This window comes from Armatimonadota bacterium (genome assembly GCA_031459855.1).
Taxonomy (GTDB): domain Bacteria; phylum Sysuimicrobiota; class Sysuimicrobiia; order Sysuimicrobiales; family Humicultoraceae; genus Fervidifonticultor; species Fervidifonticultor primus.
On sequence record JAVKHP010000001.1, the window covers coordinates 967,481 to 987,011 of the forward strand.

At 67.7% G+C, this 19,531-nt stretch carries 17 protein-coding genes; 3 read left to right on the forward strand and 14 right to left on the reverse strand.

The window, feature by feature from the left end; translation table 11 throughout:
• Positions 1–122 precede the first annotated feature (122 nt).
• Positions 123–572, reverse strand: a complete 450-nt coding sequence (locus tag QN157_04435) for an Hsp20/alpha crystallin family protein (protein ID MDR7554833.1) — start codon at positions 570–572, stop codon at positions 123–125.
• On the reverse strand, positions 569–928 hold the full coding sequence (locus QN157_04440; GenBank protein ID MDR7554834.1) for a MerR family transcriptional regulator: 360 nt from the start codon (positions 926–928) through the stop codon (positions 569–571). Before QN157_04440 ends, QN157_04435 begins: the two co-directional genes overlap by 4 nt.
• 522 nt (positions 929–1,450) lie before the next feature.
• Between QN157_04440 and QN157_04445 the strand changes: the two genes are divergently transcribed.
• A complete protein-coding gene (locus QN157_04445; GenBank protein MDR7554835.1) occupies positions 1,451–2,608 on the forward strand; it encodes a carboxypeptidase regulatory-like domain-containing protein in 1,158 nt (385 codons plus the stop codon).
• A gap of 120 nt (positions 2,609–2,728) precedes the next feature.
• Here QN157_04445 and QN157_04450 read toward each other — a convergent pair whose 3' ends face one another.
• The 3 genes from QN157_04450 to QN157_04460 are packed head-to-tail and all read right to left on the reverse strand — an operon-like array spanning position 2,729 to position 4,887.
• Entirely contained in the window at positions 2,729–3,013 is a 285-nt protein-coding gene (locus QN157_04450) for a PqqD family protein (GenBank protein ID MDR7554836.1), read from the reverse strand.
• A gap of 24 nt (positions 3,014–3,037) precedes the next feature.
• Entirely contained in the window at positions 3,038–3,886 is an 849-nt protein-coding gene (locus QN157_04455) for an ABC transporter permease (protein MDR7554837.1), read from the reverse strand.
• Positions 3,883–4,887, reverse strand: coding sequence for an ABC transporter ATP-binding protein (locus tag QN157_04460; GenBank protein MDR7554838.1), 1,005 nt, complete (start codon positions 4,885–4,887; stop codon positions 3,883–3,885). The genes QN157_04455 and QN157_04460 overlap by 4 nt, the downstream gene beginning before the upstream one ends.
• Before the next feature lie 430 nt (positions 4,888–5,317).
• On the opposite strand from QN157_04460, the gene QN157_04465 reads away from it, so the two are divergent.
• A complete protein-coding gene (locus QN157_04465; protein ID MDR7554839.1) occupies positions 5,318–7,114 on the forward strand; it encodes an asparagine synthase-related protein in 1,797 nt (598 codons plus the stop codon).
• A gap of 4 nt (positions 7,115–7,118) precedes the next feature.
• Complete coding sequence (locus tag QN157_04470; protein ID MDR7554840.1) at positions 7,119–8,051, forward strand: hypothetical protein; 933 nt, start codon at positions 7,119–7,121, stop codon at positions 8,049–8,051.
• A gap of 431 nt (positions 8,052–8,482) precedes the next feature.
• Here the strand turns inward: QN157_04470 and QN157_04475 are convergent, their stop codons facing one another.
• The 9 genes from QN157_04475 to QN157_04515 form a co-directional block, all read right to left on the reverse strand.
• Positions 8,483–9,703, reverse strand: coding sequence for a hypothetical protein (locus tag QN157_04475; GenBank protein ID MDR7554841.1), 1,221 nt, complete (start codon positions 9,701–9,703; stop codon positions 8,483–8,485).
• Positions 9,704–9,706: 3 nt separating this feature from the next.
• Positions 9,707–11,083, reverse strand: coding sequence for a glycosyltransferase (locus tag QN157_04480; protein MDR7554842.1), 1,377 nt, complete (start codon positions 11,081–11,083; stop codon positions 9,707–9,709).
• A 28-nt stretch (positions 11,084–11,111) separates the two neighbouring features.
• Positions 11,112–11,729, reverse strand: coding sequence for a sugar transferase (locus QN157_04485; GenBank protein MDR7554843.1), 618 nt, complete (start codon positions 11,727–11,729; stop codon positions 11,112–11,114).
• Between the two features lie 116 nt (positions 11,730–11,845).
• Positions 11,846–13,075 (reverse strand): glycosyltransferase family 4 protein, encoded by a 1,230-nt coding sequence (locus QN157_04490; GenBank protein ID MDR7554844.1) that lies wholly within the window; start codon positions 13,073–13,075, stop codon positions 11,846–11,848.
• Positions 13,076–13,117: 42 nt separating this feature from the next.
• Entirely contained in the window at positions 13,118–14,407 is a 1,290-nt protein-coding gene (locus tag QN157_04495; GenBank protein ID MDR7554845.1) for a glycosyltransferase, read from the reverse strand.
• A gap of 106 nt (positions 14,408–14,513) precedes the next feature.
• Positions 14,514–15,719 carry a DUF1972 domain-containing protein gene (locus tag QN157_04500; protein MDR7554846.1) on the reverse strand — a complete coding sequence of 402 codons (1,206 nt, stop codon included), beginning with the start codon at positions 15,717–15,719 and terminating at the stop codon, positions 14,514–14,516.
• Between the two features lie 56 nt (positions 15,720–15,775).
• On the reverse strand, positions 15,776–16,849 hold the full coding sequence (locus tag QN157_04505; protein ID MDR7554847.1) for a nucleotidyltransferase family protein: 1,074 nt from the start codon (positions 16,847–16,849) through the stop codon (positions 15,776–15,778).
• A 166-nt stretch (positions 16,850–17,015) separates the two neighbouring features.
• Complete coding sequence (locus QN157_04510; protein ID MDR7554848.1) at positions 17,016–18,428, reverse strand: hypothetical protein; 1,413 nt, start codon at positions 18,426–18,428, stop codon at positions 17,016–17,018.
• A 74-nt stretch (positions 18,429–18,502) separates the two neighbouring features.
• The gene (locus QN157_04515; GenBank protein MDR7554849.1) at positions 18,503–19,477 is read right to left on the reverse strand and encodes a glycosyltransferase family 2 protein; all 975 of its coding nucleotides are present in this window, start codon (positions 19,475–19,477) and stop codon (positions 18,503–18,505) included.
• Positions 19,478–19,531 lie beyond the last annotated feature (54 nt).

Here is a 19,531-nt window from a genome sequence, read left to right on the forward strand (position 1 = left end):
CCCGCCGCCCGGCACCTCTCTGATCACTGCGTCATGCACCCGCCGGCGACCGCTCTCCGGTGGCGTCCGGTCGGTCCATCTCCTACGACCCCGCACCGGACGCCGCACGCCCGCCGCCGGGGTTACGACGCCACCTCGACCTTGACCGTCTTGGGCCGCGCCCGCTCCGACTTCGGCACCCGCACCTCCAGGATGCCGTGGCGGAACGTCGCCTTCGCCTCTTCGCTCTTCACCTCGCCCGGCAGCGGGATCAGGCGCTGGAACGCCCCGTACCGCAGTTCGCGGCGGTAGTAGTTCCGGCCCTTCTCCTCCTGCTCGGCCTTGTGCTCGCCCTTGATGCTCAGCCCCTCCGGCGTCACCGTCACCTCGACGTTCTTGGGATCGAGGCCGGGCAGCTCGACCTTCGCCACGACCTCGGTGTCCGTCTCGTAGACCTCGACGGCGGGCTCCCAGATCGCCGGCACCATGGCGCGCCGGGTCCGCCGCGGTCCGAAGAAGTCCTCGAACAGGCGGTCCATCGACTCCCGCAACGACATCAGGTCGTCGAACGGATCCCACCGCATCAGGCTCATCGTCCTCGCCCTCCTTCGCCTTCGAGTAGTCGTTCCACCAGCCATCGCACGATGTCACCGTCCTGCCCCTGCTGCTCCGGCGCTGCGGCGCCCGCCCGCGCCTCCAGCCGCTCGAGCATCTTCAGCACCAGCCGCACCCCCGCCAGGTTCAACCGGTGGTGCTCGATGAGCTGGCGGATCAGCCGTACCCGCTCGATGTCCTGCTCCGAGTACAGCCGAATCCGATTCCGCCGCGCCGGCTGCAGGAGCCCTTTCTCCTCGTAGATCCGCAGGGTGCGCGGGTGCAGCCCGCAGATCTCCGCGGCCACGCTGATGACGTAGACCGGACGGGTACTCCGCATGATCCGCACCCGCATCCCGCACGCACCCCACTCGCCTTGAATATACCGACTGGCATCTATGTTGTCAAGAGTACTGATAATGATATTGTCAATGTTTTGCTATCGCTTCCTGTCACTCGTGCACCGGGACGTCCGCGCCCGGAACGCCGAAACGGCCCGTCATTCCCTGCGTCCAGGTCTGGACCCCTGCGCAGTTGGGCATGCCCAATACGGTGCCTCCGGCATCCCGGAGCCGGAGGGTGGTCCAGCAGCGACCACGACCGCGACAGGCAGACCCAAGGTACTCCAGGCACGCGGTGCCATGGGACCGGCCTGCGCGGATGCGCCGGCGGCCGCTAGGCCGGGGTGCCGACGCGGGTGATGTGATGGCCCACCCAGCAACGCAGGTGGAGCAGCGGCGGGGCGGGCTGTGTTGTGTCGCCATCGCAAACGAGCGAGGCGCTCTCGCACCTCTCACCAGGAGGAAGCGCTATGCACAAACGGGAACCACGTAGGCTCACGGTGAGCATGGAACTGCTCGTCCTCGCTCTAGGAGCCATGTTGGTCTTTGCGCGTGCTCCGCTCACCGGGCAGGCGTGGGGTGCCGCCGCCAACTGGCGCCAGAGCCCGGGCACGCTCACCGGACGGGTCGTCGACGCCATCTCCCGCACCGGCCTCCCTGCTGTTGTCTTCACCAAGGGAAACATGACCTGGGCAGGACAAACCGATGGCAGCGGCTACTATACGACGCAGCTGCCACCGGGCAGCTACTCCGTCATCGCCAGTCGCTCAGGATACAAGGAGGAAAAGAAGCAAACGCTCGTCAAGGGCGGCGCGACGACGCGGGTGGATTTCGCGCTCCAGCCGTTGAGTACCGCGATCGCGCCGAGTCCGACGCCCACGCCCACACCGACGTCAGCACCCACGCCGGCGTCCGACGAGATCGCCCAGTTGATCTACGAGTGGTTCGGCCCGCCGTTCCGCTCCGGGCTGGAGTACGGCTGGGGGCCGCCGTGGGGCCAGCATGAAGCCCGCCTGGCCACCAACCCGTCGTGGGACTGGACCGAAGGCGCCCGGCCAGCCCAGTGGGCGACCCCGCCGCCCGGGTACACCGCGATGAGCGGGTGGGGGCAGGTCGTGGAGGCCGCCGTCGGCATCGGCCCGACCAGGAACTTCCGCGTGCACGTTCGGTGGAACCGGCTCTACGCGTTCGTCAACGGGGTGTGGATCCTTGTGGAGTCCACCGAGCAGTACGGCATTCAGGGCGGGTGGTTTCGCACCAGCGACTTCTCCGCTGCCAGCGGCTACGTCAGCTGGCGGCGGGAGGCCGAGGGGTTCTCGGTCTCCTGGCAATCCGCACCGCCTGGCACGTTGCTCCACTGGTGGATCAACTCCTGGCCGCACCCCCTGATTCCGGCGGGCGCGACGGCCTTCTACGCGGTGGCGCAGATGCGGCTCATCCCCGACACCGACCCGGGCGCAGACCTGACGGCGGTCCAGGTCTACGGCGCCGTCGGCAACGACTGGTGGGACTCGCCGACGGGTCGTGGCGGGCCGGGGACGGGGATCCCACGGCACAAGCGCCTGACCACCCAGTGGAAGACCTTTGCGTCGGCCACGATCCCTGTCCCCGCACCGCCCAAGTACGACCCGAGCTACGACTACAACACCGCCGTGCGATCCTTCCTGCAACTGCCGCCGCTGTTCTACTACTGACACGGCCTCACTGGCCCAACGGAGAGCAGGGCACAGCCGCTCGCGGCCGTGCCCTGCTCCGCAGTTGCCCTCACGACGTGCGGGTGTCTGTTGACAGCACCGCGGGTTCCGGTCCGAACGCTACTCCTGCATCCTGACCAGACCGCACCGCGCGAGATCCGCTACGAAGGCCTGCACGTCGACGACGAACGACGCCGGCGCATCCACCACGCGCTTGCGCAGTTCCTCCAGAACCTCGTCCAACGTGCGCGTGCCGTCGAGCAGGGTCCAGACGATTGCCCCCACCTCGTTCAGTCCGTAGTAGGCGCCCGACTCGAGATTGAGCAGAACGGCCCCTTCGCCCTCCGAGAGCTCTCGATGGACGACTCTGGGGTGCCTGTGGATCCGGACGTTCGTCGGCACCATGACTGCATCTCCCTCCGGCACAGGTCAGTACTGCCCCAGCGTGCCGGTGCGCAGCTCGCTCCGTAGGGCCAGCCGGAAGAGCCAGACGCCGCCCGCGAGGGCCAGGAGCGAGGTGGGTGCAAGCACCAGGAGCGCTGGGGTGACCGCAGCCCAGCTGCCGCCGCCGAGCAACGCCTCCCGGGTGGCATCGAGCGCGACGGCCACAGGGTTGCGGGCGGCGAACCCGGCTACCCACCCGGGCAGGAGCTCCCGGGGGAAGTAGGCGCCCGACCCGACCGCCAGGCCGTACCCTACGAGACCGACCACCGCCGGTACCCGCCGAAATCGCAGCACCGCAGCGGCGCTCGCAGCGCCCAGGCCACCGGCGAAGGGCACGAACAGGGCGAAGACGGCGGCCGCGGGCACGATGCCGCTCAGATGCACCTCCACGCCGAAGAGCACCGCCGCCACGACCAGGAACACCGTGATCTGCACCGGCAGGTAGAGGAGGTCGTAGGCCACGAGTCCCACGAGGATAGTCAGCTCCGAAGTGGGCGTCACCAGCAGCGACTCCAGCGTGCCGAGGAGTTGCTCATTGCGCAGGGCCGAGCCCACACGGCTCAACCCCAACTGCAGTAACGCGCTGATCGCGATACCCACCACCACGAACGCGAGGTACGTGGGACGCGCCTCCCCGACCACGGGGACCCGGGCCGGATCGACGAGCCTCGCCACGAACGAAAAGACGACGACCTGCGCGATGAGATTGATCAGGTCGGAGACGAACGCCAGCCGATAGCTCAACGCCGTGAGCAGGTCGCGACGCAGGAAGGCTGCCAGCTTGCCTACTTCCTGCCCCACGGCGCCCCAGCCGTGTTCGCGCCCCGCGATCATCGGTCCGTCGCCTCATGCATCGTCGATCCACTGCCTCGTGCACCGCCCGTGAGCCGGAGAAACGCCTCCTCGAGCCCCGGGCGTTCCTCGCGACAGCTCAACACGTGAAAGCGGGCAGCACTGAGCGCCGCCAGCGCATCCCCCAGGACGGCGCCATTGTGCATGGTCAGCACGTAGTCTCCCGCGTCCTGCCCGCCCGCCCGTGCAATGGTCCCGTGGCGGCCGAGGGCCGCCTGGAGCTCCGCTGCCGACGGATGATTGCCACCCCGACCGTTCGTGACCCGGAGCACGTACCGATCGGGTACCGTCTGCGCCAGCAGCTGCGGCACGGTGCCGCTGAACCTGACCATGCCCCGGTGGAGCAGCGTGACCGTGTGCGCGAAACCGCGGATCTCGTCCACCCGCTGGGTGGCCCAGAGGACTGCCGCACCCTGGCGAGCGGCCGTGGCGACGAGTTCCCGTACCGTCCGACTGGCCTCCGGGTCGAGGTCGTGCGTGGCCTCGTCGATCAGCAGCACGGGAGGATTCGGGAGCAATGCCCGAGCAATGGCCAGTTTCTTCTGCATCCCGTGCGAGTAGGCCGCGACCCGCAGGTGGGCGACCCCGTCGAGTCCCACCTCTGCCAGCCTCTGCAGAGCCCGGGTCCGCGCCTCCCCGACGGTCATGCCCCACAGCCGACCGAAGAAGATCAGGTTCTCGAGCCCGCTGAGCCTGAGGTAGAACGTGCGGTCGCCCCCCGGCACGAAGCCGACCCACCGGCGAGCGGCACGCGGTGCCTCGGTGACCGGCCGCCCCATCAGTCGCACAGCCCCTGTTGTAGGCGTCAACAGGCCACAGAGGATCCGCAGCAGGGTGGTCTTCCCTGCACCATTTGGCCCGAGCACCGCGTGGATCTCGCCCGCGGCGACCCCGAGGGAAACGTCCGACAACACCACCGCGGCGCCGTAGCGGTGACAAACACCAGAAACCTCCGCGGCATATCCCGCACCGCGGAGGTTCACGGTCTCCCTGTCTTCGTACAACTCGCTCGGCGCGCCCGGACTCCTCTTGTCCCTACTACTTGTCCCTACGACCTACCCACACATCCTTCCTTGGTTGTTCCCGGAAAGTCCAACCCCGAACCGCCGGACCGCTCGTTGTGCTGGTCGCAGTGCCAGATGTCCGTCCCGCCCTTGATCGTCGCTCCCACTGCGAACGTGTGGCGAGCGATCGATCCGAGTTCCATGAGCTCCGGCGGCTTGTACGTCACGAGACGCTCAAACGCTGGCCCCATACGTTGCCCTCCTCACCGAGGCGCCCATCCACCCCACTGCCCCATCCTAGGCCGACACCCGGGCGCGTCGCAATCCCTCAAAGGACAGATGCACGACCTGCACGGAGGGGAATTTACCAGATAACCGCGTTGTGCTAGCATAGCACGCACTGCGACTCATGGGCGCCATTGCGGCGGTCTTCTCTCCGGGCAGGCACGTCGAGGCCGCCGTTCCCCGGCGGATGCTGGCAGCCTCTCCACACCGCGGGGCCGAAGCCCACGTCGTCTCCTATGGGGACACGGTGCTGGGTATCGCCATACGTCCAGACGATCGGGACGCGTGGGTCGCGCAGCGCGGCCCCCTGCTGGTCGGATTTGTCGGAACCCTGGACAACGCCGAAGAGTTAATAAAACTCTATAACATTGGGGTAAGCTTTAGCGCCCGAGCACACCCGGCCGACCTGGTAGCTGCGCTCTATCTGGCGCTGGGAGACAGCACTCCAGAAGTCCTCCGGGGAGCCTTCGCCTGCATCGTCACGGACGGCACCAGGTTCGTGGCCTTCCGGGACCACCTGGGCCTTGGCACCCTGTTCTACCGGGAGGACGCGCAGGGGCTGTTCGTAGCCACCGAGGCCAAGCAGGTCGCGATCGGAGCCGGCATCTCCCTGCAGCCCGACCTCGAGGTCCTCGAGCGGATGTTCTACAACCTGTCGTCGGGCGACGCGTTGTCCTGCGCCCTCAAGGGCGTGCACCGCCTGCCCAAGGCCTCGATCCTCCGCGCCATCCCAGGCAAGCCGACCGTCGTCGCACGCTATTGGGCTCCGGAGCGCCTGCTCGAGACCGCCCGGCTCTCCCTCGACGACATCCGAGCCCGCTTCGAAGAACTGATGGATCGTGCCGTGACCCGCGCCATGGCCGGCACACCTGTGTTGTCGCTCAGCGGCGGCATCGACTCGACAGCCGTCGCGGCCTTTGCGGCACCGGCGCATCTCCGGCTCACAGGCAGGCCCCTGCCGGCGATCACCCAGGTCTTCCCCGACCATCCGACCGTGGACGAACGCCGGTACACGGAGATGGTGGCCGACTATCTGGGGATCACCTTGCACACCTACACGTCGGCAGTGGGGCACCTCGACGATCTCGACCACTGGGTGCGCCTCGTCGACGGCCCCCCGCTTGCGCTGTTACCCGAGATCGCGTACCAGCAACGGCTGGTGCGCAGGTTGGGATTCCGGACGGTCCTGACGGGCGAGTTCGGAGAGTTCGTCTACGACATGCGCACTGCCCTCGTCACCCACCTGGCGGCCAAGAAGCGCTACGCGGCGCTATGGCGGATCTTCCGTACGTGGCCGGCTGACGGCATGTTGCGGGCACAGCTGGCCCGTGACGTCCTCGCGGCTTTCGTCCCTCTTCCCCTTGCAGTGGCGTACCGGCGCCTCGTCCGGAGGCGCGGCAACCCCATGCTGCCCGACTGGATAGACCGCCGTCTGGGCAGCCGGGCGTTCTACCATCACCACCTCAACACTCCACCGGGGCGCCTGTGGTCGGAAGCGCAGCTGGTGGCGTTCACCGAACCGAGCATCGGCATGGAATCGCTGGAAATCTGCGGGGCGTTCCACGGCGTCCGGACGCGCCAGCCGCTGGCGGACGTGGACCTTTGGGAGTTCTTCCTCTCCCTCCCCGCGGAAGTGAAGTACCCCGAGAGGCTCTCCAAAGCCCTGGTGCGGTCACTGCTGCGGGGTAGACTCCCCGACGCCGTGCTGGCCCGCAGGGACAAGACCGTCTTCGACGAGTTCGCCGTCGCCAAGACAGACTACACGGCGCTGCGACGGTGGCTGCTGAACGGCTCGTATCGCATGCCGGGAGTGGACTACGCCCGGCTGCAGGCACAACTGGACCGTCAGGACTTCGCGCTGCGGGACGTCGTGTGGGCCAACGACCTGGCGGCAATCCACGCGTTCGTGAGCCTCTGGTGAACGCATGCCCGACGTATCACCGCACGGGTGGAAGGAAACGACCGGCACCTGCTACGGGCTGCAGGTCGCGTCGTCGTTACCGTTCGCCTACCTGCGCGCCGGGGCCGGAATCCCGCTGGACGTGGCAGTCGGCCCGTCGCCGCCCATACCCCCGGGCGCCCGCCTCCTCCGGGAGTGGCCGGCGCGGCCGGGGCGCACGCTGTTAGCCCGCCTGTACCAGGATGGCACGCGCTACCTGTTCTGGAACGAACTCGCGGAGGTCTTCGTGGTGGAACCCGCCACGCTCCGGGTGACGGTGCCCGACATGGACCCGGTCCGCCGCGAGGACATCCTCTGGGGCATCCCCGCGAGCCTGTGCCTGCTACACCTGGGGCACCTACCGCTCCACGCCGCAGCGGTGGAGGTCGACGGTGGAGCGGTCCTCTTTGCCGCGCCGGGCGGATTTGGGAAGACCACGCTGGCCGCAGCGTTCCACGCGGCCGGGCATCGTGTGCTCTCGGAGGACATTGCCTGCGTGACGACGCAGGCATCGCCGGCCGTGATCCCAGGTCCCGCCAGCCTGCGTCTTCGGCCGGACGTGGCCGACCACCTGGCTCTCCCGGGCGTCCAGGTCGTCAGGCGCACCGACGTCCGGATCAGCCTGGCGCTCGACCGAGCCTGCCGCGGGCGGTGCGACCCCGTGCCCATCAGGGCGGTCGTCTTCCTGCGGGTCGCACGCGACATCGCCGTGACCCGCGTACGGGTCACCGACGCCATCCCGGACCTGTGGACGCTGAGCCAGTCCTACGTCGACGATGCCGAGCACGCCCGGTGCTTCAGACATGTCGTTGACCTGGCCCGCAGCGTCCCCCTGTGGAACGTGTACCGGCCCCTGCGGTTCGATGCACTCCACGGCACGATCGAGCGGATCCTGTCGGTCTGCCTGGCCAATGTCTGACCGTCGCGCGCGGCTCTCGCTCGCCGACAAGACCCGCCTGGCCGCGCGCGTCTGGGGCGCGTACGTCCTCGTCCGACTGCAGGTGCACCGGTGCCCCTTGCCCGACCTGGTCGCACGTCTCGGCACCCGGTCAGGCCCGGTGCGCCATCGGTACGCGCCGGCATCACTGTCTCGAGCGGTGCATCGTGTCTTGGGCATGCGCCTCACCGAGCAGACCTGTCTCGTACGCGCACTGGTCCTGTACCGGCTCCTGCGGGCCCAAGGGGACGATGCCGAGCTGGTGATCGGACTTCCGCCGCGTCCGGTCGACCACAAGGCCCACGCGTGGGTGGAGCTAAACGGCGTCGACCTGGGCCCGCCCCCGGGGCGGGGCGCATATGAGCCCCTGGCGCGATACCCCGCGCGCCCGGTCACGACGGTGTCCGACCAACTCAAAAGAGCGCCTTGACAGCGTCCTCGAACCTCGCCGGCCGATCCCGCACCAAGTGCAGTGCCTGGACGGCGAACATGGTCGCCCACGACGTCACGCGCGGACTCGTGCGGAACCTCAACCCCCCTGCGAACAATCGCTCCTCGTAGAACCCTCCGTCCGCGCCGGGATCCTGACTGCGGGCTTGCATCTGCAGCAGGAACTGTGCGCCTGCCGCGGCCGCATCGCGCAGGCGCGCGGCAGGCCTCACCAAGTCGAGCAGGAGAAAGACCCGCACCGCCTGCGCGACGGCGTACGTGGCCGTCGGTGTCCACCAGCCCCCGGTCCACAACGGAATACTGCCATCCGGCCGCTGGCGCACGAGCACCCAGGCCACGGCCCGTTCAGCCGCGGTCAGGAACTCCTTCCACCCCTCCAGCGCGTACGCGACCAGCAGCGCCTCCACCGTGTAGAGGTGCGCATGCAGGTTGACGCGCGCGGTAGTCCTGTTGGCGGGGAAGCTGCCGTCTGACCGTTGTTGCGCCGTCGCCCACTGACAGAGCCGGGCTGCTGCCCGCCGCAGGTAGTCCTCTCCCCCGCTGGTCGCCAACTGCAAGAGCGGGATGGCGATCTTCGCCTGGAAGCTGCCGCTCACCATGAACCACGCACGTCGGTTCTCGAGGAACCGGCCGCTGGGCAGGTCGAGCACGGGCTTGACGGATCCGTCGTCGTTCAGAGCCTCACGCACCAGCCAGTCTGCGAGGCGCGTGGCGTGCTCCCTGTATGCAGGGACGCCCGTCATCTCGTACAGGTCCAGCAGGCCCTTGCAGCAGACGCCGTTGTCGAACGCGTACACCTGGTCGATGCGCGCTCCGTCCTGTACGCCCATGATCAACGCAGGGCGAGGCCGAGCCGCCAGCGACAGCAGCCACGCACCGCCCGCCCGGCCGAGCGCAGCCCAATCCCCGGCCCGGCCCAGATGCCGCAAGTACTTGCACAGGCTCAACAGGTAGCCCACGGCCTCGGCGTACAGCAGCACGTGGGCACGCGCCCGGGTGTCGTAGTAGGAGTACACCGCGCCCGCGTGCGCGCTCGCATGGCCGGGGACGCAGATGCCCGAGTGCAGCAACCACCGCTCAGCCAGCTCCACGGCCACCGCCACTCTGTCGTCCCACCCGAGGGCACGGCTGCGCCCGTAGCCCGCACCGGAGGTGAGGTCTCCCGGTGGCGTGGACGTGGCCATCGACTACGCCTCCAGCAGCCGCACGAACTCCCTGGTGATCTCCCGCCAGGTAAATCGGTCGATCCCCCGCGGGGCCACGGACCGAACACCATCCCGCCATCGCGCATAGCACCGCACCAGCGCGTCGCAGATCCCCGCAGTGTCATCGGGGTGTACGACGATGCCGGCGCCCGTCTCCTCGATCAGGTCGGCTGTCGGCCCTGCGGGCGCCAGTGCCAGGATCGGACGGCCGGCGGCCAGGTACTCGTAGAGCTTCGTCGGGACCAGGGTCCGTCCGCCCCAGCCGTCGTCCGTCACGAGCAGGAGCACCGCCGACTCCACGAGGCGCCGCAGACCCTCGCCATAGGCCACCACTCCTTCGGTGTGCACGACTCCCTCCAGGGCATACGCCCGCACGAGCTTTGCCGTCAGCGCCTCGGCGTCAGCGTCGAAGCCGCCCAGCAGTCGTACGGTAACGAGATCCCGGGGCAACAGCCCGTCCCGCACGCACCGCCCGAGGGCTTCCAGGAACGGCCCAGGCGACCGCGGGCCGTAGAAGAACCCGAGGTGCGTGATCGTGAACGTCGGTGCCACGGCGACTCCGCGCAGGTCTCCAAACGCCTCTGGGTCGAACCCCATGGGCAGCACCGCGAACTTGCTCGCCGGGATCGCGGGATACGTCCGCTGCAGCATCGCGGCGATCGGCCCCGTGGTCACCGTGACGCGGTCGGCGTCTCGAAGAATCAGGTGCTCCAGGCGCGCGGCCAGGACGGCGTGCGGCCACGACGGCAACCCCAGGATCTCATTGTGCGCCCAGGGGTCCTGGAAATCGGCGACCCAAAAGGCCCCCGACGCACGTTTCAACACTCGGGCCACGAGATGACTGTTCACGCTCGTGGACGTGGAGTAGATGGCGTCGAACTGCTGCCGCTTCGCCAGCGAGAGCCCACGGGCCAGGGCGAAGGGCAGCCAGCCCACGTGTCGGTCGGGAAAGAACATCCACTGGAGGACTCTGCTGATCGCCCGCGCACCGCGCCCACGGCGCTGCCTGCCACGGCTGCTGCGGGTTCCACTGCTGCCCTCACCGCCCTGTCGTGAAAGGACCCGCTTGACGAACCTGACGGGTTCCAGCGACGGTGTGCGCTCTACCCGTAGGGTGGCGGGCACGCGTCGGAGCAAGGAGACGTCGTGGTGTACGTGCTCGGGCGCCCGAGAGGTCAGCACTAAGGGCTCCCAACCGAAGTCGGGGAGGGAGGACGCAAGCCCAAGGGTGCGGTGTACGGCGGCGCCGCCGGCGGGCGGGAAGAAGTAGTCGACCATCAGCAGCACCCTGGTCCGCGCACCGACCGTGGCCGTCGGGCTTCCGCGGCCATCGTCCTTTCGCAGCATCGCCGTACGCATCGGGGTCCCGTCCCGGGGGAGCAGCCTGCTAGTAGTTCCGGCCCGCCAGGATGTAGAACGGCGCAGCGGCCAGCACCTTCAGGTCCATCCACAGCGACCAGTTGTCGATGTACTCCAAGTCCAAGGCGACCCACCGGTCGAAGTCTCGTGGCTGCCCCCGGATGTGCCACAGGCAGATGATCCCGGGCTTGACGCTGAGCTTGCGCCGTTGCCAGGGCTCGAACTGCTCCCACTCGTACGTCAGCACCGGACGCGGCCCCACCAGGCTCATATCGCCTTTGAGGACGCTCCACAGTTGAGGAATCTCGTCCAGTCCGAACTTTCGCAGCACTCGCCCCACCGGCGTCACGCGCGGATCGTTCTTCGCCTTGAATACAGGGCCGCTGGCCTCGTTGAGGTGTGTCAGGCGAGGCTTGAGGTCATCCGCGCCGACCACCATGGTGCGAAACTTGTAGGCCTTGAGCGGCCGCCCGTCGTACCCGACCACCGGCCAGCGGTAGAACACGGGGCCGGGCGAACTCGCCTTGATCGCCGCGGCGATGACCGGTACCAGCGGCGCAACCAGCGCCAAGCCCAGGCTCGCCACCACGACGTCGAGCACGCGCTTGGCGGTACGCTGCCAGCCCGGACGCGCGCGTGACGTCACCAGCCCCTCCGCACGGCACTCATTGCAGGACCGCCCGAAGCCCACCTGGCGCCTCCACGCCCCTCCTCGGCCAGGACCATGCACAGGGCCCCCAGGCCCAGACCGAGGAACGACCGTCATGCCACGCCGCGAACCTCGTCGTAGACGGCGCCGATCGCCTGCAGATGGGTATCCGGACCATAGAGACGCTCGACTTTCGCACGCCCGTTCCGTCCCATGGCCTCGATCGTCTGCGGCCGCGCCATCAGCCAAGCGATGGCGTCTCGCAACGCTGCGGGGTCACCCGCAGCCACGAGCATACCGTCATCCCCGTCCGCGATCAGCTCGGGAATGCCACCCAGTCGTGAGCCGATTACCGGCTTGCCCATGGCGAATGCCTCGAGCACCACGAGCGGACAGTTGTCATACAGCAGGGAGGGCAGCACCACGACCGCTGCGCCACCCACGAGTGCGGGGAGCTCCCGATGGGGACGCGGGCCCAGAAAGCGCACATTGCGGATCCCTTTCCTGGCGCACTGCTCCTGCAGCGGTCCTCGGGCGTCGCCATCACCGACCACGTACGCCATCAGCTGCGGCAGGTCGGCCATGGCCTGCACCAGCACACCCACGCCCTTGTCGAACGTCACGCGCCCCACGTAGACCACGTACCCATCGCTCGGGCCGTACCGGGGCGAGAACGCGTCCACGTCGACGAAGTTCGGAATGTGTCGCACCCGACGCACGTCCATGCCAAACTCCGCGAGCTTGTCCCGCAGGAAGCGGCTGGGACTCACGAAGGCATCAACGGTACGGGCATAGGTCTTGAGCGCCCCGTGGAGATACATCTCGACCGCCCCCACTAGGCTGGCGCCCAGCCCACCTTTGCAACAGCGCTGCACCACTGCGTGGAAGTGTCGGTTACCCTTACACCGCTCGCAGATGGCACCGCGCGTGAAGAGACTGTAGTTGGCGCAGATCAGCTTGAGGTCGTGCATCGTGTGGACCACTGGGACGCCGAGATCCTTGAGCGCGACCAACACGGAGGGCGACAGGTGATGGTAGATGTTGTGGACGTGGGCCACCTCAGGTCGTACATGCCGGACGAGCCTCGCCACCGCCTTGGCTGCGTCGGCCGAATACACAACGCGCACCGCGGTCCAGAACCGCTCCCGCAGGGGGAGCGGTCCCCGTACCCGTACGTGTGGGCTGAACCACCGCGCATAGGGCGTGGGCATGTTGCGGGTGTCCTGCATGGCGAACGGAATGACCTCGTGCCCTGCGCGTTCCAACAGCGCCGACAGCGACAGCATGTATCGTTCCGCGCCGCCGGCTTCGTGGTAGAACTTGTTGACCATCAAGATGCGCACCGCAGGGCTCTCCCACTCAGACAAGACCGATCGCTGCCCGCACTACGTCGCGTGACGCTCTCCCCGCCACGCCAGCGCGCACACCTCATCAAGGACACCGGCAAAGCGTTCCGCGCTCCTCCTCCATGAACGCGCACGGGCCACGTCGCGTACCGCGGGGCCCGCGAGGCGTCCTTCCCTCCACAGGGCGTGCAGATCCAGGATCGCGTCCCGAACCGCCCTCACGTCGTCAGGGTCGACGACGGGTCCCGCCCCCACAACGTTGAGGAACCTGGCTGTCTCCCCTGGCGGGGTCAGCGCAAGGATCGGCCGTCCAGCGCCGAGGTACTCGAAGACCTTGCTGGTGATCATCTTCTCGCCCCAGAGCCCCCGCGCGTGCACAAGCAACAGGACGTCGGCGCTGGCCATCGCCCGGATGGCCTCGCGGTACGGAACCACGCCGAAAGCCCGCACGACCTCTTTCAACCCGTAGCGGCCGATCGCTCGCTCTGCAGCCTCCAACGACAACGCGTCGAAGGTGCCGAAAAACCAGACCTCTGCCTCGCGCGCCAGCTCCGGGCGCGCGCGAATGCTCTCCCCCAGCGCCTCGAGGAACGTGCGCGGCGACCGCGGCCCGTAGAACGCGCCGAAATGGCCAATCGTGAACTTCCCCTGTCTGGTCGGCTGTACGCCATCGAAGACCCGCTCGTCGAACCCGATCGGAATGGCCACGAACTTCCTCGCATCAAGGAAGGGGAACATCTTGCACACGAACTCGCGGTGCGCTTCCGTCGTGACTGTCACACGGTCCGCCCTGCGGATGATGGCTGCCTCCAGAGCGCGGGCCAAGCGCGCATGCGCCCGGGACGGAAAGAGCGGCAGGGGATTGTCCGCCCACGGGTCCTGAAAGTCCGCTACCCAGGGAATCCTCAGGATCCCGGTGAGCAGGTACGCCACCAGGTGACTGGTAATCGCCGTCGACGTCGAGTGCACCACATCGATGGATTGCCGTCGACAGATCGACAGCCCGCGGCCGAGCGCGAACGGCAACCATCCCAGATGCCGATCCGGGAAGAAGAGCCATCGCTCCCACGCCACCCACCGGGGACTTCGCACCAGAGGACGTCCCGAGCGGGCCCCGTAGTCCCACGCCCCGCGGATCGTCCCAAACAAGAGGCGCTTGACCAGCCGTACGGGTTCGATGGAAGGTGTCCTATGGATCTCGAGACCGTCCGGCACCCGCTCGAGCATGGAGACATCGTAGAACCCATGCTCGCCCTCCTGCACCGTCAAGACCACCGGCGTCCACCCGAACGCGCCCAGGTGCGTGGCATAGCTCAGGGTCCTCTGCACCCCTGAACCGGCTACCGGCGGAAACTGGTAGTCCACCAGCAAGACGGACCTGCGCGTCCCCCGACGCACTCCCGCGGCGTCCCTCACCACCGTGGGCATGGTCCGCTCAACGGGCATCGCCGCTCGCACTGCCGCTCCGCCCATCGTGCACTGCACGCGCAGGCCCCCCACGGGTACGGGCGCGCTGCTGCCACGCCAGCAACGACGGTGCTTCTCCACGTACGAGGTCGAGGAAAAACCGCTCGTGGGCGTCCGCGGCCATCTCCCACGTGTAGTGTTGCCGCACGCGCTCTACCGCCAGGGCACCGTACCGCGCCGCAAGCTCCGGATTCGCCAACAAGCGGCGCATCTTGTCCCGTAGGTCCTCCTCCGACTTCTTCCAGAGCAGTCCCGCGTCGCCTACCACCTCCGCGTTGAACGGACGGTCGAATACGAGGACGCAGGCGCCACATCCCATGGCCCTGAGGAGTCCAGGACTCGTGCCGCCGACCTCGTGTCCGTCGATGTACGCGAACGCGTACCGCAGCAGGGTATCTACGTGCCCGGGGCGATACACGGGCCCTGTAAAGACCACCCGCGGATCCTTGGTGCGCCGCAGCCGACGAACGTAGCGACTCCGATAGTTCACCCCGCCGACCACGACCAGACGCTTCGAGGTCTCCACTCCTTCGAATGCGCGCACGATCAGGTCGACGTTGTTCTCGGGCTCAATACGGCACACCACGAGGAAATAGCCGCCCGGAGTCAACCCGTACTCTTCGAGAATGCTCGCGGCGACCGGCGGGAGCACGTACGCGCCCCAGCTCAGGTAGTGCGCCTCGACGCCGAACTCCCGCCGGATGTACTCACAGATCGCCCGCGAGTCGGACGTCACGCGTGTAGCCAGCCGTAGCGCCGCCCAGAAAGAGAACCGCAGGTACGTCCTAACCACAGCGCCCCACTTTCGCCTGAGCCAGTCTAGACCGTTGGTGTTGAACACGACCCGCTTGCCGGCGAGTCGATGCAGCACGTAGCACCAGCTCGTGCGACAGCACAGGACGTAGTACACGTCGAACGGCTGCACCAGCGAATGCAACGCGGACACGACCTCGTGCGACGGGCTCTCCAGGTACTTGCCGGGCAGGTACGGTGTATAGACGAGCCTGACGGACCGGTACTCTCGCGGACGCGAGGGATCGGAGTAGCGCGCCCGGCAATAGACAGTCACCTCGTGGCCCCTGGCTGCAAGCCGTGTCGCGAGTTCTTCGCTCACCACCTCCGCGCCGCCCCAGCGGGCAGGGATGCCACGTGACCCGAGGATCGCAATACGCATCTATACCTCCCTTCGAACGCTCGTCGCCGCGGGCGGGACGGCGCAACGCCAGCGGCTCATTCCGCCATCGGCGTCGTGCGCGGCGCGTGGTGGCCATCAAGGCTTCTCCACAGCACTCGCAACACCGCCGGCAGCACGGCGCCTACGAGCAACAACCGGCGACCACGGCTCAGAGCGCCAGGCCCTTCCGGGTCGAGTTTCTCCGGCCACAACGTGCGCTGCACCAGCAGTTTCGGAATACGGCCCGCATCATCGACCACGACGTACGGAGCCAGCCAGGCTACTTCCCGTCCCCCGTCCTGGAACTGCTCCAGTGCCGCCATCATCGCTACCGACCATTGCACCCGACGGATGTAGCCCTCCGGTCTGACGTCAGCCGCCACGGGTGCCGGAAGGGCCACGCCGAAGAGGGCCGATACCACGTACAGGGCGGAGCGCGCCAGCGCTCCCATCCGCCATGCATCCGCTCGACGGAACACGTCGCCCCAGTCGATGGCGTGACTCCACCGCGATGCGAGGAACGCCACGTCCACGAGCAGTCGAACCGCCCAGTGATGGTGCCCTAGCTGCATGGCCGTCAGCAGCAGTTGATCGTGCACCGCTGGCACCCGTATCACGCACCCGGCTACGTCCACCGCCACCGATCGCGCACGAATCCCCTCCACGTCAGGCGTGATGCGGCGCACCTGGTCCACCAGGTCGAAATGGACCTCTACCGCCGTGACCAGACCGCCCGCCGAGCCCACATACCGCAGGTGGTAGGGATGCGCGGCGCTCGCCGGCCCCTCGTACCCCATCTCTTGCAGCACTGCACTCACGTCGTCCACGTCACCGCGGCGAACCAGGATATCCACGTCGTCGAACAACCGCACGTTCACGCCTACCCCAAAGTGCGCCAACCCCGGGCCCTTCAAAACCAGCGGGACAACGCCCCTGCGCGCGAGCTGCGCGTTGATTTCGCGGAGCCGATGGAGGAGCGCCAGATTCCGCCCCACGGCAAAGTAGTACTGATGGCGCAACCACTCAACGACGTCCCCGGGCAGCACACCTGCGAACCGGCGCAGCCGGTCATAGACCAATGGCGCCAGCATCACGCGGTGGGCGTGTGCACAGAACGACACCCAGTCCACGCGCCGGGCCAACCGCTCGACGTGATCAGGGGCGAGCTGCGCCGATGGCCGGAGGACCTCCATCAACAAATTGCCTGGACCCCCTGCCATGGGCGTCGGCAGGACCTCCCCGACCCGAGCTACCACCCTGGGCCTCGCATCAGATGGCCCATCGCCGCACAGGCCATCACCCAGGGCTCTCGCGCCCCGGCGCCCCGTGCGTGACGTCTCCCTCTCCGACCGGTACCATCTGCGTCACGCGCCGCACGAGACCCACCAGCGTCCAAAAGTAGAGCTGGTTGGCGGTCTGGCCGATCACGTGGTCGGTCAGACCGATCACAGGATACGCCAGGGCGACACCCAGCAAACCCAGGGCCACCGCCTTCAGTGCCGGTTCGCGTGACATCCGCCAGCCGGTGTAGGCCAGACGCACCACCACACCGATCAGGACAAGGTAGAGCGCGAGACCGAAGATCCCGTACTCCACCAGTAGTGCCAGGTAGTCGTTGTGCGCTCCGAACGGAATGCCGCGCACCGGTGCGGTAATGGTCCCCACGGCTCCTGGGCCGAGCCCCACGAGCCGATTCAGCGCCACCGACACGCTGTTTTGCTCCGCAGCGGTGATCTCTACCCAACGCTCCATGGTCGCCTGCCACAGGAGCACGCGATCGGCAAAACTGCCGCCAAACGGATCGGCCAGCCTTGCAGCAATCTCCGGGACGCGTACTGCGACCACGGCCGCCACCGGCAGCGCGGCAAGCAGCAGCGGGCGCCGCAGCAACCCGATCACGCCCACCACGATGAGCGCTCCCACCCATGCTATGCGCGTGAACGTCATGCCCAGCAACGTGCTGCAGATCATCACGACGCCCCACGCCATCCACCGACTCCACCCCGTCAGGCTCACAGCCCGGGCCAGGAAGACACTCAGGATCAGCACCAGGTAGATCGCGAACGCGTTGGGATGTGCAAACGTTCCGGACACTCGGAAGAGCCCCAGTTCCGGGACGGCGAAGTACGCACCACCGGTCCACTGCAGGAAGGCGACCGCCGCAGGCGCGACGAGCGACGCCGCGAAGATCCCCACGACCCTTGTGATCTCTCGTCGCGTCTGGAACTGGGACGCCGCCAGGCCGTACGCCACGAACGCCGCGACGATCGGCAGCCATTCGGCCAGCCCGGAGAGCATCCTCCCCGAACGCAACACGCCGACGAAGCCGGTCACCGCCAGGAACGTGAGCAGGATGCCCCCGGGAAGGCGTACGAGAGGGAGATGTCGTCGAAGGAGAAACCCACCCCCGGCCAGTACCAGCACGGACACGAGCGCCGCGTTGGGCAGTGCCGCCAGGCGCACAGGCTCCGCTGCCGGGTTGTCGGGAAGCAGAACATAGCCGATGTCCGTAGCCGTGCGAACGACCAGCGTGAACAGCAGCCCCAGATCCGGTCGCTGCAGAAAGCCTGCCAGGAAGAGCACGGCCAGTGCCCCGCCCAGCGTCACGGTCAGAGGGGCGCGCATGATCAGGGCTGCCAGCCCGAGTCCCAGCAGCACCAGCAGGAGCGTCTGTACACCCAGCGCCGCGGCAGTGCTTCGAGAACTCACCGTGGCCATCCCGACACCCCTCCGCCCGCGCAATCACCCGCCGGTCACACACCGCGCCGCCCCGGGAAGCGGCCTCACCGCACGGGCTGCAGGCCCCTGCGGAACTCACGGACGGGGTGCAACACGACCTGCACCGCCTCCCGGATCAGGCCCGCCACCACCCGTGACGCCGTCAGTGGAAGACCCAGATCGTCCAATCGCTCCTTGTGGTAGGTCCAGAACTCCCGGGACCGCCGTCGCAGCACGTTCTGGCCCAGAAACCCATAGTACGCGCGCACGCGCGCACGCCAGAGGCGCTCGTACTCGTCGTGCGTAAGGTACACGGGCCCATACGCCCGGAGCATGTCCAGCCACGACCAGTGGTACGTATTCAGCCGATTGGCCACCGTAGCCGTCACCGAATCGCCATGAGGTCGGACGAAGGTCAACACCTGGTGGACGAAGCCGAAATCGCAATACCGCAACGCCTCTAGGCACGCCTCGACATCGGCGTGGATGTGGGACTCGTGGTAGCGGAACCGTCCACTCCGTAGCAGGTCGGAGCGTACCATGATCGCGCTCGGTGAGACGAACGCGTAGAACTCCCTGAACAGCGTCTTGCGCCCCATGTCCCGTCCGGAAAGCACCGTCACCGTCACCGGCAGGCCGTCGCACCGCACCTCGTCTCCGTACAGGCAGTACGAGCCCACCAGCCCGACGGAGAGATTGCGTTCCGCCACCTCCACCATGCGCGTCAGGCACTCCGGAAAGAGCCAGTCGTCGGCGTGCAGGATCTTGCAATACCGGCTCGCCGTCGATACGGCACGAAACGCAACGTTGTGATTCTCCATCAACGTCAGCGGCGTCTCGTTACGGAGAACGCGAATGCGGCGGTCACGTTCCGCGTACGTGCGTGCGATCTCCAACGTGCGATCGCTGCTGCAGTTGTCGACGACGACCAGCTCCCAGTTCTCGTACGTCTGGCCGAGGACGCTCTCGATGCCCTCGACCAGAAACACCTCGCCATTGCGCACGGGCATCACCACGCTAACCAGAGGCTCGCCTGGCATGCACATCCCCTCCCCCTTGCCCCGGGCGCCACGGCATCCGTAACCACTCCCACA